Here is a 16,006-nt window from a genome sequence, read left to right on the forward strand (position 1 = left end):
CTTTAATAAATAGAATTAAGAAGCGCATCAATTTTGATGCGTTTTTTTTATTTTTGATATTATGAAAATGACTAAGAATATAATTTTACAAGGCAAACATCACAAACCCATCTTAGTTGATGTTATTTATAAAGAAACTCATCAGCCTAAAAAAGTGATCATTTTTTGTCATGGTTATAAAGGGTTTAAAGATTGGGGAGCTTGGAATAGTATGGCTCAAACTTTTGCTAAAGCAGGATTTTTCTTTATAAAGTTTAACTTTTCTCATAATGGAGGAACCTCAGAAAATCCAATAGATTTTCCAGATTTAAAAGCTTTTGGTAACAACAATTATACAAAAGAATTAGATGATTTAGGGACTGTTATAGATTGGATTTCTACAAATAAAGATTTTAAAAATGAAGTTGATTTAGAAACGATTTCTTTAATTGGGCATTCTCGTGGAGGTGGAATAGTTTTGCTAAAATCGAATGAAGAAAAGTGTATAAAAAAAGTAATTACTTTGGCTGGAGTTTCAAATTATAAAACACGATTTCCAAAAAAAGAAGCTTTTCAAAAATGGAAAGAAAAGGGTGTTTATTATGTGAAAAATGGACGAAATCATCAAGAAATGCCTCACTTTTATCAATTTTATGAAGATTTTATTAGAAATGAAAATCGTTTAAATATTCAAAAAGCAACGGAAAATCTAAAGATTCCTCAGTTAATAATTCATGGTGATAATGATACTTCTGTAGCAATCAGCGAAGCGAAAAAACTACATCTATGGAACCCTAAAAGTGAGTTTAAAATCATAGAAAATGCAAATCATGTTTTTAATACTGCTCATCCATGGAAAAAAGAAGTTTTATCTAAAGAATTAGAAAAAGTCACACAAATTTGTATTGATTTTTTGAAATAATATTCAACTCAAATTCCGTATTTTCGAAAGATGGAATTACAACCTCCTTTTCGAAAAATTATACATGTAGATATGGATGCTTTTTATGCATCTGTAGCAGCGTTAGATAATCCGGAATTAAGAGGAAAAGCAATTGCTGTTGGAGGAGAAGGAAGAAGAGGTGTTATTTCTGCAGCAAGTTATGAAGCGCGTAAATTTGGTGTAAAATCTGCAATGAGCGGTACTTTAGCTAGACAAAAATGTCCGCATTTAATCTTTGTAAATAGTGATTTTGATCGTTATAAAGAAATATCAAAACAGATTAGAGAAATATTTTACGAGTATACCGATTTAGTAGAACCACTTTCTTTAGACGAAGCTTATTTAGATGTTACAGAAAACAAAAAAGGCAACCCATCTGCAAATGATATTGCTAGAGAAATTAGGCTACGTATTTTTGATGAAACTGGCTTACGGGCTTCTGCAGGAATTTCTATAAATAAGTTTATTGCCAAAGTTGCTTCAGATATTAACAAACCTAATGGACAAAAAACAGTTCATCCAGAAGAAGTTATTCAGTTTTTGGAAGATTTACCAGTCAATAAATTTTATGGAGTTGGTAAAGTTACCGCAGCTAAAATGTATAATTTAGGCATTTTTGTGGGCAACGATTTAAAGAAAAAATCATTGGAAGAATTGGTACAATTGTTCGGTAAATCTGGGGTTCATTATTACAATATTGTTCGCGGTATTCATAATAGTAAAGTAAAACCAGATCGAATTAGAAAGTCGATTGCTGCAGAAAGAACATTTGATGAAAATATTTCTTCAGAAATTTTTATGCTAGAACGTTTAGAAAAAATTGCAGATGAACTGGAAAGACGTATGAAAAAATCTGATACAAAAGGAAAAACCATTACTTTAAAAATTAAATATTCAGATTTTACGCAACAGACAAGAAGTAAAACTACCACAAATTTTATGCAAACAAAACGCGAATTTTTCCCTGTAGTAAAAAAATTATTATTTCAAGAAAAGTTGCAAAACTCTGTGCGTTTATTGGGGCTTTCTTTTGCAAATTTAAATACAGAAACAAAAGAACCTTTTTGGGTACAATTACAATTTGATTTTTAATGAATTATAGTTATTGGGAAATAAAAGAATGGTTTTCTAACATCGATTTTACGATTGTTGGTAGTGGAATTGTAGGTTTAAACTGTGCCTTAGAGCTTAAGAAAGAGCATCCAAAATCTAATGTTTTAATTCTTGAAAAAGGAATGTTGCCTCAAGGAGCAAGTACTAAAAACGCAGGATTTGCTTGCTTTGGAAGTTTATCAGAAATCATTGACGATTTACACGCACACACAACACAAGAGGTTTTTAATTTAGTAGAAAAACGTTGGAAAGGCTTAGGTTTGTTACGTGAGAATTTAGGCGATAAAAACATTGATTTTCAGCAAAACAAAGGGTTTGAATTGTTTCAAGATCCAACTTTTTTTAATGAATGTATTTCTAAAAAAGAAGAAATTAATCAGTTGTTAAACCCGATTTTTAAAAATGATGTTTTTTCTACCTCTAAGAATAATTTTGGTTTTCAAAAAGTACATCAAAAATATATTGTAAACAATTTTGAGGGACAAATTGATACCGGAAAAATGATTTCACATTTGCTTAAAAAAGTACAGAATATAGGTGTAAAAATATTGAATAATATTACCGTAGAGAGTTTTATTGAGGGAGATAAAAAAGTAAATATAAAAACTAATATATCAGATTTTTACACTAAAAAATTACTAATAACAACCAATGGTTTTGCGGGACAACTTTTAGATGAAAATATCAAACCCGCTAGAGCCCAAGTTATTATTACTGAACCCATAAAGAATTTACAGATAAAAGGAACATTTCATCTAGATAAAGGCTATTATTATTTTAGAAATATTGATGATAGAATTTTATTTGGTGGTGGAAGAAATCTCGATTTTAAAACAGAAGAAACTACTCATTTTGGTCAGACAGCAATTATTCAAAATGAATTAGAAAGAATATTAAAAGAAATCATTTTACCCAACACAAATTTTAAAATAGACCAAAGATGGAGTGGAATTATGGGAGTAGGAAATCAAAAAAAGGCAATTGTAAAACAACTTTCTAATAATGTATTTTGTGGTGTAAGATTAGGAGGAATGGGAATTGCTATAGGTAGTTTGGTGGGAAAAGAATTAGCAGATTTGTTATGAATATAAAACAAGCACTTTTTATACAATGTCAAAACTATGTAAATAATCGTTTACAAACAATTGACAAAATTATTACATCTAACCAGAATGCACTGCAATCTGAAACCAAAAGTTCAGCAGGAGATAAGCATGAAACAGGTAGAGCAATGTTGCAATTAGAAATGGAAAAAGCAGGTCAACAACTTGCGGGAATTGTTCAAATGAAAGAAATTTTGGCTAAGATTGATATTTCTAAAGCATCAAAAAAAGCACATTTAGGAAGTGTTGTCTTTACCAATAAAGCCAACTATTTTTTAAGTGTCAGTGCAGGAAAATTAACAGTAGAGGGCAAGAATTATTTTGCGGTTTCTGTTTCTTCACCAATCGGAAAAATGTTATTAGGAAGGCAAGAAAAAGATAAAATTTCTTTTAATAGTGTCGAATTTATAATTCAATTAATAAATTAATTTTTTCACCTTTTTGTAAATCAGAAGAAGAATTAAAAAATACTTTTTGCTCATCAAGAACAGCTTCAACCAACCAATAAGAACCTTTAAAAAAAGAATTTAAAACGGTTGCTTTTAATTCAGGTTTTTCAACCATTTTTAGTTGATGAGGATATACTAAATGTTTTTTATTGTTGATTGTAATTTCGTTAACGTCATCAAATAAAGAGGCAACATATTTTTCTTTTGGAGCGTTGTATATTTCTTTAGGAGTTGCATTTGCAATGATTTTTTTATTACGAATTACGAGTAGTTTATCAGCAAAAGAAAGAGCATCATCTTTATCGTGAGTAGCCACAATACACGCAATATTTTTTTCTTTTAAATAGCTAAATAAATTTCTTCTCAAAGAGTTCTTTTTAAAGTTATCTATTTGTCCAAAAGGTTCGTCAAGTAATAATAGTTCTGGTTCTTTTGCAAGTGCTCTAGCTATTGCCACACGTTGTTTTTGACCTCCACTTAAATTTTTAACTTTTGTATTTCTAAAAGCTGTCATTTCTATTACGTCTAATAATTCTTGTGTACGTTTTTCACTTTCTTTGGGATAAAAACGTGACAAGAATTTTTTGATGTTTTCTGACACGGAAGTATAAGGCATCAAATCAAAATCTTGGGCCACATATTTAAAGAAATCCATTCCAGGAACTAAATAGTGTTTTGGACCTAAAACTCGATTTTTATTCCAGAAAATTTCACCCTTTTGCAGATCTAATAAACCGTAAATTATTTTTAAAAGAGTTGATTTACCACAACCACTTTCTCCCATTATACATAAGTGTTCTCCTTGTTGTAAAGAAAAATTAATATCTTTTAAAACAGGTTTATTTTTGTGATAAGAGAAAGAAATTGTTTTGACCTTTAGCATTTTGCAAAAATAAGACTTCTAAATTGATTCGTTGCGGCAAAAAACAGGTAAGTATGTTTGCGTTAACGATTGAAGTATTTGTTTAAGCTCTTTTTTGAAGAGCAAAAAAACGAGTGCGAAAAGCGTGACCCTTGTGGTAACGGCAAAAAAAAACCGATACTTTTGCATCGGTTTTTAATTTAAGTTTTAGTGTTTGATTTTCATAAAGAGAACCTCAAAAAAAGATTTATGACCTTACCAAATTCTTACTCTGTCTTCTGGTTTTAAATACATTTTATCACCTTCTTTAACATCAAAAGCTTTGTAGAAAGCATCTACATTTTTAAGAGGCATGTAGGCTCTATACATTCCAGGAGAGTGTGTATTGGTCATGATTAAGTTTTTAAGAGCCTCATCACGCATTTTGGTTCTCCAAATAGTTCCCCAAGAAAGGAAAAAACGTTGTTCTGGCGTATAACCATCAATATCAGCAGGTCTTCCATTTTTCTTTAAGAAAATTTGTAATCCTTCAAAAGCAGCTTGTACACCACCTAAATCACCAATATTTTCTCCTAAGGTATATTTTCCATTTAAATGCATACTATCAATAGCAATAATGTCGCTGTATTGTTTTACTAATTTATCACCTACTACTGCAAATTTTTCAGAATCTTCTTTTGTCCACCAGTTTTTAAGGTTTCCATCACCGTCAAAACGAGCGCCAGAATCATCGAAACTATGTGAGATTTCATGACCAATAACCGCACCAATTCCACCATAATTTACAGCTTCATCTGCTTTGTAATCATAAAAAGGTGGTTGTAAAATAGCAGCAGGAAAAACGATTTCATTATTTACAGGATTAAAGTAAGCGTTTACAGTTTGAGGAGACATTCCCCATTCTGTTCTATCTACTTCTTTTCCTAATTTTGCCATGTTTTTATTGTAGTTCCATTTGGTAACATTAATTGCATTTTCAAAATAAGAACCCCCTTCTTCTAATCCTTTTACTTGTAATTCTGAATAATCTTTCCAAACATCTGGATAAGCAATTTTAACGGTTAATTTGTGTAGTTTTTCTAAAGCTTTTTCTTTAGTTACTTCACTCATCCAAGGTAATTGTGCAATTCTGGCCTCAAAACCAAGCATTACATTATCAATCATTTCTTTGGCTTTCTTTTTTGCTTCTGGTGGAAACATTTTTTCTACATATAGTTTTCCTAAAGCTTCACCAACAGCACCGTTTAAGCTTCCTAAAGCGCGTTCATCTCTTGCGCGTTGTTTTTTTGCTCCTTGCATTTCTTTGCTATAAAACTCCCAATTAGCAGTTTCTAAATCTGTAGAAAGTGTACTTAATGCACCGTTAATAGTATTCCAACGTAATAATAATTTAATATCTGCAACAGAACGTTTTGCAAAGATATCACTCATTGCTTTAAAATAATTTGGGTCAGTAACAATTACGGTTTCAATATCTTTTACACCTACACCTTCTAAATGAGCTGCCCAATCTATAGAGGGAGCTAATTTTTGTAATTCAGCAACAGTCATAGGGTTGTAAAGTTTACGTATATCTCTACTTTCCTCTTTTGTCATCATTGGTTCTGCTAAACTAGTTTCTAAAGCAACAATAGTAGCTGCATTCTTTTTAGCTGTAGCTGCATCATCACCAAATTCTTGCAACATTTTTGCCACAAACTCTTGGTATTTTTCTAACTTGTCTTTTACTTTAGCATCTACATAATAATCTCTAGACAAACCTAACCCTCCAGAACTCATATATCCAGCATATTGGCTGCTGTTTTTTAAATCGTTAAAAACACCAAAACCATAAAAACCACCACCACCATAAGGTGCCATGTTTGTTAAATAGGTTTCTATATCTTTTTTGGTTTTAATTTCATCTACTTTTGTTAAGTAAGGCATTACTGGTGCTTTTCCTTGTTTGTTTCTAGCAACAGTATCCATTATTGTTTCGTAATAGTTTACCGCTTTTTCTTGATCTGAATCTATTTCATTTCCTTTAGCATCTTTTACTTTTGGAAAATCTCTTTCTTTAATTGCGGTATTAAGAATTTCTAAAACATCTGCATCTGTTTTTTTGCGAAGTTGATTAAAACCACCCCAAGAAGTTTGATCGTCTGGAATTTCTGTTTTGTCTAACCAAGCACCGTTTACATGTCTAAAAAAATCATCCGTAGGTTTTACGGTTTTATCCATGTTTTCTAGGGCAATACCAGGCGTTTTTTCTTTTGGCTTTTCTTGTTTACAAGCAACAATTCCTAAAGAAGCGATTGCTGATACAAAAAATACTTTTTTAAATGTTTTCATTATTTATAAATTAGATTTAGTTATTAGTGTCTTAATTTTAAAATTGTTACAGTTTCAATTAAGATTTTCTTAAGGTTAAAATTAATATCAAATATAAGTAAATTTAAAAATAGAATTCTTTTGATTTTGTTTCTTAACTAATTTAAGTAAAGGTCTTTTAAATATACTAGTTTTGTATTTTAAAATGATATATGAAGGATTTTATAATTATTGGAGCGGGTCAATCTGGTTTAGCTATCGCTTACTATTTAAATAAGCACAATGTAAATTATTTATTAGTTGATGCAAATTCTGAAATTGGTGCCCCATGGTTAAAAAGATGGGATTCTTTAAAATTATTTACTCCTTCTGAATTTAATAATTTGCCTGGGATGAAATTTCCGTATAAAAAAGGACATTATGCAAATAAGTTTGAAGTGGCAGATTATTTAAAATCTTATGTATCTAAATTTAATATTCCTGTTGCGTTTAATCATAAGGTTACTTCTTTAAAAAAAGAAAAGGGAGTTTTTAGTTTAAAAAGTAAAACAAAAACATTTGAAGCAAAAAATGTGATTATAGCAACGGGGCCTTTTCACAAACCTTTTACACCGAGTTGTCATATAAAAATAGCTAAAAATATCTTTCAGATTCATAGTGAGCATTATAAAAGCCCTAATCAACTACAAGAAGGCGCAACATTAGTTGTAGGAGCAGGCGACTCGGGAGTGCAAATTTTAAATGAAATTTCTAAAACTAATAAACTTGTTTATTTTTCAGGGAATACAAATATTGTTTCACTTCCACAGGAATTTTTAGGCAAAACCCTTTGGTGGTGGTTTCGTAAAGTTGGTTTTTTAACGGCAAACAAATATTCTTGGATTGGAAAAAAAATAAGTAAAAGCGGGCAACCTGTTATTGGCACAGATGTAAAAAGGTTGTTCAAAAAAAAGAATGTTATTTGTGTGGGGAGAACCTTGGATGCAAATAAAGAATGCATCATTTTTGAAAAACAAAATATTTCAGATATTAAAAATATTGTTTGGGCAACAGGGTTTAAACCTAATTTTAATTGGATTGATGGTATTGAATTAGATGAAAGTCAGTACCCAAAAAATTACAGAGGTGTTAGTGATATAGAAGGCTTGTACTTTTTAGGACTTCCTTGGTTATACACTAGAGGTTCTGCTACTTTAGGAGGTGTAAAAAAAGACGCAAAGTATTTAAAGAAATATATTTTTAAAAAAACAATTAAAAAAGAAATAGATTAATCATCTATTTAATTTTTCGCCTTTGGCGAATTAGGTAATTGTTTAAAGCCCATATTAAACAAAGTAAATCCAAAAATATCTGCGTATTGCTCAATTGTTTTTGCTACAGGAGTTCCGGCTCCATGCCCCGCGTTGGTTTCTATTCTTATTAAAGTAGGATTTTCTCCTGATTGTTTTTCTTGTAATTCTGCAGCAAATTTAAAACTGTGTGCTGGCACAACTCTATCATCATGATCTCCAGTAGTTATCATGGTGGCAGGATATCTTGTTCTTTTTTTAACATTGTGTACTGGTGAATATCCTCTTAAATATTCAAACATTTCTTTACTGTCTTCCGCTGTTCCGTAATCGTAGGCCCACCCTGCGCCAGCAGTAAAGGTATGATAACGCAACATGTCTAAAACACCAACTGCAGGTAATGCTACTTTTGCTAATGATGGTTTTTGAGTCATAATTGCACCGACTAAAAGTCCGCCATTTGAGCCTCCTCGAATTGCTAAAAATTCTGAAGAAGTATATTTTTTATTAATTAAAAACTGGGCAGCCTCAATAAAATCGTCAAAAACATTTTGTTTTTTTAATTGAGTTCCTGCATTGTGCCATTTTTTTCCATATTCACCTCCGCCTCTTAAATTAGCAACTGCGTAAATTCCGCCCTGTTCCATCCAAATTACGTTTGCAATACTAAAAGAAGGCGTTAAACTGATATTAAAACCTCCGTAACCATATAAAATAGTTGGATTTTTACCGTTAAGCTCAATTCCTTTTTTATGGGTAATAATCATAGGTACTTTTGTACCATCTTTAGAGGTATAAAAAACCTGATTGCTCACATAGTCTTCTGCATTATATGCAATTGAAGGTTTCCAGTACGAAACATACGTTCCGTCTTTTGGATTAAATTTATAAGATGAAGTAGGTGTATTATAATTGGTAAAAGAAAAATACAAATCTTTGGCATCTATTTTTCCACTAAAGCCTCCAACAGAACCAATTCCGGGTAAATTGATTTCTCTAATTAATTTACCGTCAAAATCATATTGTAAAACTTTAGAAACAGCATCAACCATATAATGTGCAAACAAATAATTTGCGCCTTTAGAAATACTTAAAACGTTTTCTGTTTCAAGTATAAAATCTTGCCAATTTTCTTGCGTAGGATTTGCAAAATCTACTGTAACTACTTTTTTATTTGGTGCATTTAAATTGGTAACTAAAAACAATTTATTTTCTTTATTAGCAATTATATACGTGTCACTTTCTACCGTTTCTATTATTGGTTTTAACGTACTATTTTCTTCAGATAAATCTTTGATAAATAATTTATTTCCAGAAGTAGAAATTTGTGTAGTAACTACTAAAAAACGATTATCTTCTGTTACATAACCGCCAATATATCTGTGTTTTTCTTCTGGAATTCCACCAAAAATTACAGCATCTTCTTTTTGAGAAGTTCCTAATTTATGGTAGTATAATTTGTGTTGATCTGTTTTTGCAGAAAGCTCGCTTCCTTTAGGCTTATCGTAGCTAGAATAGTAAAATCCTTCGTTTTTGTACCAAGAAATTCCAGAGAATTTTACATCTACTAAGGTATCTTCTTTGATGGTTTTAGATTCGGCATCCATAATAATTATTTTACGCCAATCAGAACCACCTTCTGAAATAGAATACGCCAATGTTTTTCCATCTTCAGAAAAACTTAAAGCACCTAAAGAAGTTGTTCCGTCTTTAGAAAACGTATTAGGATCTAAAAAAACTTCAGCATCAGAATTGTCTTTTGTTCTATAAATTACACTTTGATTTTGCAATCCATCATTTTTAGAAAAATAAGTATAATCTCCCTCTATAAAAGGAGTTCCTATTTTTTCGTAATTCCATAATTCAGACAAACGATCTTTTAATTGTTTTCTGTACGGAATTTGCTCTAAATATTTAAAAGTAACTTCGTTTTCTGCTTTTACCCAAGCCTTTGTTTCTTGACTTTTATCATCTTCTAACCATCGGTAATTGTCTATTATTTCGGTTCCGAAATAAGAATCTACAACGGGTTTTTTATTTGTTTTTGGATACATTAAATATTTTTTATCACTTCTCTTTACAAGACACTAAAATAATACATCCAATGTAAGTTTGTATAAAAAAACCTCATACATTTAAAGTGTATGAGGTTTTAATAGAATTTAAAATTTCTTTATTTGAAAAGAGTTTTAAAACGATCCCAATATGCATAGATTAATAAGATGTTTAGAATTGTTACCACGGCAGCTCCTGCAATATTTGCAACATCAAAAGTTAGATGAAATGCCATAATGTTAATTGAAACGGGTACTAACATTATTAGTGCAAAAGGCACTGCTTTGTTTAATACCAAACACAAACCTGCAATTATATATATAATTCCTAGAATAGGAAAAATATATCCACTTCCATCTAATGCTCCCATAAAGGTACCAGCTGCTTCTGACAATTCTGGTTGAGGCATAAAATGTAAAAATTTATTGGCTCCAAAAACCAACATGGCTATTCCTAATAAATAGCGAGCAATTGTTGTTATAGTAGAATTCATAATGTAAATAGTTAATTAGTAATTAGTTATGGTTAAAAGATACAAAATTATTTAATACAAAAAGAAAGATTTTTGTTTTGTAATTTAAGCTCATAAAAAACGACTATTTTTGTGAAATCTTTTCTAAGTTGGAAAAGAAAAAATAGACTCCTATTTTTATAGGAAAGACACATTAAGACAATCTTAATGTTGTTTAGAAAAACATATTATTATGACAGAAAATTTAACAAAAGAAACCTTTTTAGAAAAGGTTTTTAATTTTGAAGAAAACCAAGAATGGAAGTTTAAAGGAGATAAACCTGCTTTAATAGATTTTTATGCAGATTGGTGTGGGCCTTGTAAAATGATTGCGCCTATTTTAGAAGAATTATCTGAAGAATATAAAGACAAAATAGACATTTATAAAATAGACACCGAAGCAGAACAAGAGCTATCTGCAGCTTTCGGAATTAGAAGTATTCCGTCTATGTTATTTTGTCCTGCAAAAGGACAACCACAAATGGCAAACGGTGCTTTACCAAAAGCGGAATTAGAACGTATTATTGCAGATGTATTAAAAGTGGCCAAATAAAATTTTAGCATTCCCGCTCAGGCAGGATTCTTTTTTTTATAATTTTACAAATCCCGGAAATATATTTTTCGGGATTTTTTTGCTCACAAAAAGAATACATAAGTGTTTTATACATAAGAAAATTATGTATATATTTACAACATGGGAAATCAAAAATTATATAAAGGTTCTTTACAAACCATCATTTTAAAATTATTAGAAACGAATGATAAAATGTATGGTTATGAAATTACCCAAAAAGTAAAAGAATTAACCAAAGGCGAATTAAAGATTACCGAAGGTGCGTTGTATCCTGCGCTGCATAAGTTAGAAGCCGATGGTTTGTTAGATGTAGAGATTGCAAAAGTTGGTAACAGACTCAGAAAATATTATAAACTTACTGAAAGTGGCAGCAAAGAAACTGCCAACAAGTTGGAAGAGATGCAAGAGTTTTTAAAAACGATGCAACATTTGGTAAACCCTAAATTAAGTTTGGAGTAATATGGAATTAACAAACGAACAAGTTCAGCAAGTAGAAAACTATCTAGATAACAAAAGTTTTGATTTTATAGATTTAAAACTGGAGATTTTAGATCATTTAATTTCTGATATTGAAAGTTTTATCGATAAAGGTTTTTCTTTTGATAATGCTTTTAAAGCAACTGTTTTAAAATGGGATAAACATTTTAAAGATTCGTCTAGTTTTTACTTTGGTTTATTGTATTCAGAATCTAAAATTGTTGTAAAAAAAGCAGTTAAAATTTTTAAACCATTTTACTTTTTGTATTTAACGGCGTACTTTTTACCTCTTATAATTTTAAAGAAATTTTCGTTTACTTTTTCTATAAACACAATCGATTATTTTGATACACTTCTAAATACATTATCTGTAATATTTTTAATATACCTAATTTATATTATTGTAAAAGTTTTTAAATCAAAAGTAAAAACAACCTATAGTTTTATTTTAAGAACGCAGTATTTAGGTGTTGTTTTTTTAATTATTCCTCTGTTATCAGGAAAGCATTTTAATGATAAAGGAGAAATGAATCCTATTTTTACAGGTTTTCTTTTAGCAGGTTTTGCAGTAACTTATATCTGCTTTTATTTTTATAAAAAACATAAAGATGCTATCAAAAAATATAAAATTTCATATTCATGAAACTCACAAAAATACAGATAGAAGAACTCTACAAGTTTACAAGAAAACATTATGTAGAATATTATGATGTACAAACGGAATTGGTAGATCATTTAGCAAACGATATAGAAAGTATTTGTAAAGAAAACCCAAGTTTAAGTTTTGAGGAGGCGCGAGATATATCTTTTAAAAAATTTGGTGTTTTTGGTTTTATGGATGTTGTACAATCTAAAGAATCGCAAATGACCAAAAAGTATTTTAAGCTTATTTTAAAGTTTATGAAAGAATGGTTTCAATTACCAAAAATAGCACTCACTTTTGGGTTACTGTTTGTTTTTTATGAAATACAAAGCTTAGAAAATGCGTATGAAATTTACCTTTCAGTAATATTTGGTGTTTTTATAATTCAGTTAATAACAGTATTGTTAAATAGAAAAAAGCAGCAAAAAAAGCAGCAAATAACTAAAAGAAGATGGCTTTTTGAAAGTATTATACAAACACAAGGTTTTGGGAGCATTGGGTTATTTGCTTTTTATACAGTTGAATTTTTATTGCCAAATTCCTCTATAGCATTTTCTGAAATGGGTCTTTTTAGAAGTGTTTTATCTGTTTTCGTAATTACATTTTTTATAATTATGAGTTATATTTCGATAGTGGTTATCCCTAAAAAAGCAACAGAGTTATTAGCAGAAACCTACCCAGAATTTAAATTATCTTAACTTTATTTTTTAGATGAAATTAACAGAAAATCAGATAGATAGTCTCTACAAATTTACCAGAAAACATTACGTTTATTTTTACGATGTACAAACGGAATTAGTAGATCATTTAGCAAACGATATTGAAGAAATTTGGGAAGAGAAACCAAATTTAACTTTTGAAGACGCAAGAGATACTTCCTTTAAAAAATTTGGCATTTTTGGTTTTATGGATGTTATAGAAGCCAAACAAAAACAAATGAATAAACGGTATTGGAAAATTTTGTGGCGTTTTTTTAGAGAATGGTTTACGTTTCCAAAAGTAGTAACTACGGTAAGTATATTTGTATCACTTTTTGTGGTGCTACAAATACAGTATTCAGAATATATTTTGTTAGGAGCTCTTTTTATTTTAGTGAGTTTCGATTTAATAAAACAAACAAAATCTAAGAAAAAACATAAAAAAAAGGAACAAAAAAAGGAGAAAATTTTCTTATTAGAAAGTATGATTGGAGATACAAGACAAGGGTTTTCTGGTTTTGCTTTCATCAATATATTTAACTCCATAAACTTGGTAAAAGTTCCATTTAGCACTTTGGGGATTTATTGGTTATTGTTAATTTCATTTTCTATAACCTGTGTAATTCTTTTGTTTTATGTTACAGGGTATTTAATTCCGCAAAAAGCACAAGAATTGCTAGAAGAAACCTATCCAGAATATAAAATGGTTAATAATTTGTAACAAAGTCAATTTTTAAACTACTTATAACCAATCAAACTAATTTACTAAACTTATGATTTCACACTTTTTAAACTTAGAATGGAAACAATTTTTTCGTTCCGCCTCTTTTGGAAAAAGTATTGGGGTAAAAATATTATTAGGCTTTTTTGCCTTGTACTTTATATTAATGTTTGGAATTTTAGGTTTTGGAGGCTATTATATATTAAAAGAGCAATTCCCTACTCAAGATCCTTTAATTTTAGTAAACAGTTATTTGCTTTTTGCAATTACCGGCGATCTAATTTTTAGATATCTAATGCAAAATTTACCAATAATGAATATTAAACCGTTATTGGTTTTGCCTATAAAAAAGAACAAGATTGTACATTTTATTTTAGCGAAATCTTCTGTCTCATTTTTTAATATCATGAGCTTGTTTTTTTACATTCCGTTTTCTTTCGTTTTAATAAATGAAGGCTATGCAACTGCAGGTGTTTTAGGTTGGTTATTCTTAATGATTTTATTAATTCAGTCTGCCAATTTTTTAAATTTCTTAATCAACAAAAACAACATTGCACTGTGGGTTTTAGCGCTAATTTTATTGGGTGGCTTTTTAGTACAACGTTATGATGTTTTTAATTTAGCAGGATTTATAGGGCAAGGTTTCTATTTTGTTTATCAAAATCCAATTTATAGTTTATTAGGTGTTGTTTTATTGGCTGTTTTATACTTCCTAAATTATAAGCAGTTAAAAAATCAGGTGTATTTAGATGAAGCTATTGCTACTAAAGTAAAAGAAGCAAATGCATCAGATTTATCTTGGACAGAAAAATTAGGAGATGTTGCGCCATTTATAAAAAACGATTTACGCTTAATGTGGAGAAATAAACGTACAAAATCTTCTATTTGGATGGTTGCAGTAGGTTTACTATATGGTTTATTCTTTTATCCAAACCCAGTTTATGCAAGTATGGATTTTATGTATGTTTTAGTAGGAATTTTTTCAACAGGAACATTCTTAATCAATTTTGGGCAATTTATTCCTGCTTGGGATAGTAGTTATTATAATATGTTAATGAGTCAGAATTTTAAATATGAACGTTATTTAAAATCAAAATTTACAATTATGAGCATTAGTGTTGTGGCGCTTTTTGTGTTAGGAATTCCTTATGTTTTCTTTGGGTGGAAAGTTTTATTAGTACATTTTGCTGCTATGATTTATAATGTTGGTATAAATACACACGTAATTTTATACGGAGGAACTTTCAACAGAAAAAAGATAAATTTAGATGAAAAAGCCGCTTTTAATTTTCAAGGAACAGGAGCTGTACAATGGATAATAGGTTTGCCTTTAATGATTTTACCAATGGGAATGTTCGCATTAATAAACTGGTTAGTAAGTTTTGAAATTGCAACATTAACTTTGGCAGTTTTAGGTTTTATTGGTATTGCTTTACATAAAAAATTAATGGCAGCCATCACCAAAAAATACATTGCAAACAAATATGTAATGATTCACGCATTTAAACAAGAAAACTAATACACAAAACAATGATACAAACTACGCAACTTTCAAAAAAATACGGAAACGCAGAGGTATTGCATATAGATTCATTAGAAATACCAACAGGACAAAGTTTTGGTTTAGTAGGTAATAATGGAGCAGGAAAAACAACTTACTTTAATATTTTATTAGATTTAATAAGACCAACAACTGGTACTATTACGAATAACAATATTGTGGTAAATACAAGTGAAGACTGGAAAAGTTTTACAGGTTCTTTTATTGATGAATCTTTTTTAATTGGTTATTTAACAGCTGAAGAATATTTCGAATTTATAGGCGATTTACGCGGCATGAATAAAGCCGATATTGCAAAATTTATTGGTCAATTTGATGAGTTTTTTAATGGTGAAATTGTTGGTAAGAAAAAATATTTAAGAGATTTAAGTAAAGGAAATCAGAAAAAAGCAGGTATTGTTGCTGCAATGATGGGGAATCCACAGGTTGTAATTTTAGACGAACCTTTTGCAAACTTAGATCCTACAACACAAATAAGATTAAAAACTATTATAAAAACCTTAACCGAAAACAGAGACATTACTGTGCTTATTTCTAGTCACGATCTTACACACGTAACCGAAGTTTGCGAAAGAATTGTTGTTCTAGATAAAGGAAATGTGGTAAAAGATATAGTTACATCATCAGAAACTTTAAAAGAATTAGAAAGCTATTTTGCAGTATAACTACTCTATTCTTAATTTATTACTATTTTTACACTCTTATTTATACTATTTTG

At 29.7% G+C, this 16,006-nt stretch carries 16 protein-coding genes; 12 read left to right on the top strand and 4 right to left on the bottom strand.

The window, feature by feature from the left end:
* Positions 1–61 precede the first annotated feature (61 nt).
* From MC378_RS09910 to MC378_RS09925, 4 genes are read left to right on the top strand one after another with little or no spacing between them, the layout of a single operon-like run.
* The gene (locus MC378_RS09910; RefSeq protein WP_242178603.1) at positions 62–901 is read left to right on the top strand and encodes an alpha/beta hydrolase family protein; all 840 of its coding nucleotides are present in this window, start codon (positions 62–64) and stop codon (positions 899–901) included.
* Between the two features lie 30 nt (positions 902–931).
* Positions 932–2,014 (top strand): DNA polymerase IV, encoded by a 1,083-nt coding sequence (gene dinB / locus MC378_RS09915; protein ID WP_242178604.1) that lies wholly within the window; start codon positions 932–934, stop codon positions 2,012–2,014.
* The gene (locus MC378_RS09920; protein WP_242178605.1) at positions 2,014–3,120 is read left to right on the top strand and encodes an NAD(P)/FAD-dependent oxidoreductase; all 1,107 of its coding nucleotides are present in this window, start codon (positions 2,014–2,016) and stop codon (positions 3,118–3,120) included. The genes dinB and MC378_RS09920 overlap by 1 nt, the downstream gene beginning before the upstream one ends.
* A complete protein-coding gene (locus MC378_RS09925) occupies positions 3,117–3,566 on the top strand; it encodes a 3-oxoacyl-ACP synthase (RefSeq protein ID WP_242178606.1) in 450 nt (149 codons plus the stop codon). The genes MC378_RS09920 and MC378_RS09925 overlap by 4 nt, the downstream gene beginning before the upstream one ends.
* Here the strand turns inward: MC378_RS09925 and MC378_RS09930 are convergent.
* Together MC378_RS09930 and MC378_RS09935 are read right to left on the bottom strand one after the other, a co-directional pair.
* Positions 3,544–4,470: an ABC transporter ATP-binding protein gene (locus MC378_RS09930; protein WP_242178607.1), complete on the bottom strand. Its 927-nt coding sequence runs from the start codon at positions 4,468–4,470 to the stop codon at positions 3,544–3,546. The two genes, MC378_RS09925 and MC378_RS09930, sit on opposite strands and share 23 nt — an antisense overlap.
* Positions 4,471–4,704: 234 nt before the next feature.
* The gene (locus MC378_RS09935) at positions 4,705–6,780 is read right to left on the bottom strand and encodes a M13 family metallopeptidase (RefSeq protein WP_242178608.1); all 2,076 of its coding nucleotides are present in this window, start codon (positions 6,778–6,780) and stop codon (positions 4,705–4,707) included.
* A gap of 191 nt (positions 6,781–6,971) precedes the next feature.
* Here MC378_RS09935 and MC378_RS09940 point away from each other — a divergent pair, with 191 nt between their 5' ends.
* Positions 6,972–8,030 carry a flavin-containing monooxygenase gene (locus MC378_RS09940; RefSeq protein WP_242178609.1) on the top strand — a complete coding sequence of 353 codons (1,059 nt, stop codon included), beginning with the start codon at positions 6,972–6,974 and terminating at the stop codon, positions 8,028–8,030.
* An 8-nt stretch (positions 8,031–8,038) separates the two neighbouring features.
* Here MC378_RS09940 and MC378_RS09945 read toward each other — a convergent pair whose 3' ends face one another.
* On the bottom strand, positions 8,039–10,102 hold the full coding sequence (locus MC378_RS09945; protein WP_242178610.1) for a prolyl oligopeptidase family serine peptidase: 2,064 nt from the start codon (positions 10,100–10,102) through the stop codon (positions 8,039–8,041).
* A 119-nt stretch (positions 10,103–10,221) separates the two neighbouring features.
* Positions 10,222–10,596, bottom strand: coding sequence for a DoxX protein (locus tag MC378_RS09950; RefSeq protein WP_242178611.1), 375 nt, complete (start codon positions 10,594–10,596; stop codon positions 10,222–10,224).
* Between the two features lie 211 nt (positions 10,597–10,807).
* Here MC378_RS09950 and trxA point away from each other — a divergent pair, with 211 nt between their 5' ends.
* The 7 genes from trxA (at position 10,808) to MC378_RS09985 (ending at position 15,953) form a co-directional block, all read left to right on the top strand.
* Entirely contained in the window at positions 10,808–11,167 is a 360-nt protein-coding gene (gene trxA / locus MC378_RS09955; RefSeq protein WP_242178612.1) for a thioredoxin, read from the top strand.
* A 141-nt stretch (positions 11,168–11,308) separates the two neighbouring features.
* On the top strand, positions 11,309–11,647 hold the full coding sequence (locus tag MC378_RS09960; protein WP_242178613.1) for a PadR family transcriptional regulator: 339 nt from the start codon (positions 11,309–11,311) through the stop codon (positions 11,645–11,647).
* Between the two features lies 1 nt (position 11,648).
* Complete coding sequence (locus MC378_RS09965) at positions 11,649–12,308, top strand: hypothetical protein (protein WP_242178614.1); 660 nt, start codon at positions 11,649–11,651, stop codon at positions 12,306–12,308.
* Complete coding sequence (locus tag MC378_RS09970) at positions 12,305–13,006, top strand: hypothetical protein (protein ID WP_242178615.1); 702 nt, start codon at positions 12,305–12,307, stop codon at positions 13,004–13,006. The genes MC378_RS09965 and MC378_RS09970 overlap by 4 nt, the downstream gene beginning before the upstream one ends.
* Before the next feature lie 13 nt (positions 13,007–13,019).
* A complete protein-coding gene (locus MC378_RS09975; RefSeq protein WP_242178616.1) occupies positions 13,020–13,727 on the top strand; it encodes a hypothetical protein in 708 nt (235 codons plus the stop codon).
* A gap of 52 nt (positions 13,728–13,779) precedes the next feature.
* Positions 13,780–15,246, top strand: coding sequence for a DUF5687 family protein (locus MC378_RS09980; protein ID WP_242178617.1), 1,467 nt, complete (start codon positions 13,780–13,782; stop codon positions 15,244–15,246).
* Positions 15,247–15,257: 11 nt separating this feature from the next.
* A complete protein-coding gene (locus MC378_RS09985; protein ID WP_242178618.1) occupies positions 15,258–15,953 on the top strand; it encodes an ABC transporter ATP-binding protein in 696 nt (231 codons plus the stop codon).
* Positions 15,954–16,006 lie beyond the last annotated feature (53 nt).

Source organism: Polaribacter marinus (assembly GCF_022662535.1).
Taxonomy (GTDB): domain Bacteria; phylum Bacteroidota; class Bacteroidia; order Flavobacteriales; family Flavobacteriaceae; genus Polaribacter; species Polaribacter marinus.

Excerpts from the sequence above, each read along its gene's own strand:
- dinB (WP_242178604.1), top strand. The coding sequence starts at position 932 with ATGGAATTACAACCTCCTTTTCGAAAAATTATACATGTAGATATGGAT.
- MC378_RS09945 (WP_242178610.1), bottom strand. The coding sequence starts at position 10,102 with ATGTATCCAAAAACAAATAAAAAACCCGTTGTAGATTCTTATTTCGGA.
- MC378_RS09950 (WP_242178611.1), bottom strand. The coding sequence starts at position 10,596 with ATGAATTCTACTATAACAACAATTGCTCGCTATTTATTAGGAATAGCC.
- MC378_RS09940 (WP_242178609.1), top strand. The coding sequence starts at position 6,972 with ATGAAGGATTTTATAATTATTGGAGCGGGTCAATCTGGTTTAGCTATC.
- MC378_RS09975 (WP_242178616.1), top strand. The coding sequence starts at position 13,020 with ATGAAATTAACAGAAAATCAGATAGATAGTCTCTACAAATTTACCAGA.
- MC378_RS09985 (WP_242178618.1), top strand. The coding sequence starts at position 15,258 with ATGATACAAACTACGCAACTTTCAAAAAAATACGGAAACGCAGAGGTA.
- MC378_RS09910 (WP_242178603.1), top strand. The coding sequence starts at position 62 with ATGAAAATGACTAAGAATATAATTTTACAAGGCAAACATCACAAACCC.
- MC378_RS09925 (WP_242178606.1), top strand. The coding sequence starts at position 3,117 with ATGAATATAAAACAAGCACTTTTTATACAATGTCAAAACTATGTAAAT.
- MC378_RS09935 (WP_242178608.1), bottom strand. The coding sequence starts at position 6,780 with ATGAAAACATTTAAAAAAGTATTTTTTGTATCAGCAATCGCTTCTTTA.
- MC378_RS09965 (WP_242178614.1), top strand. The coding sequence starts at position 11,649 with ATGGAATTAACAAACGAACAAGTTCAGCAAGTAGAAAACTATCTAGAT.
- MC378_RS09920 (WP_242178605.1), top strand. The coding sequence starts at position 2,014 with ATGAATTATAGTTATTGGGAAATAAAAGAATGGTTTTCTAACATCGAT.
- trxA (WP_242178612.1), top strand. The coding sequence starts at position 10,808 with ATGACAGAAAATTTAACAAAAGAAACCTTTTTAGAAAAGGTTTTTAAT.
- MC378_RS09960 (WP_242178613.1), top strand. The coding sequence starts at position 11,309 with ATGGGAAATCAAAAATTATATAAAGGTTCTTTACAAACCATCATTTTA.
- MC378_RS09930 (WP_242178607.1), bottom strand. The coding sequence starts at position 4,470 with ATGCTAAAGGTCAAAACAATTTCTTTCTCTTATCACAAAAATAAACCT.
- MC378_RS09970 (WP_242178615.1), top strand. The coding sequence starts at position 12,305 with ATGAAACTCACAAAAATACAGATAGAAGAACTCTACAAGTTTACAAGA.
- MC378_RS09980 (WP_242178617.1), top strand. The coding sequence starts at position 13,780 with ATGATTTCACACTTTTTAAACTTAGAATGGAAACAATTTTTTCGTTCC.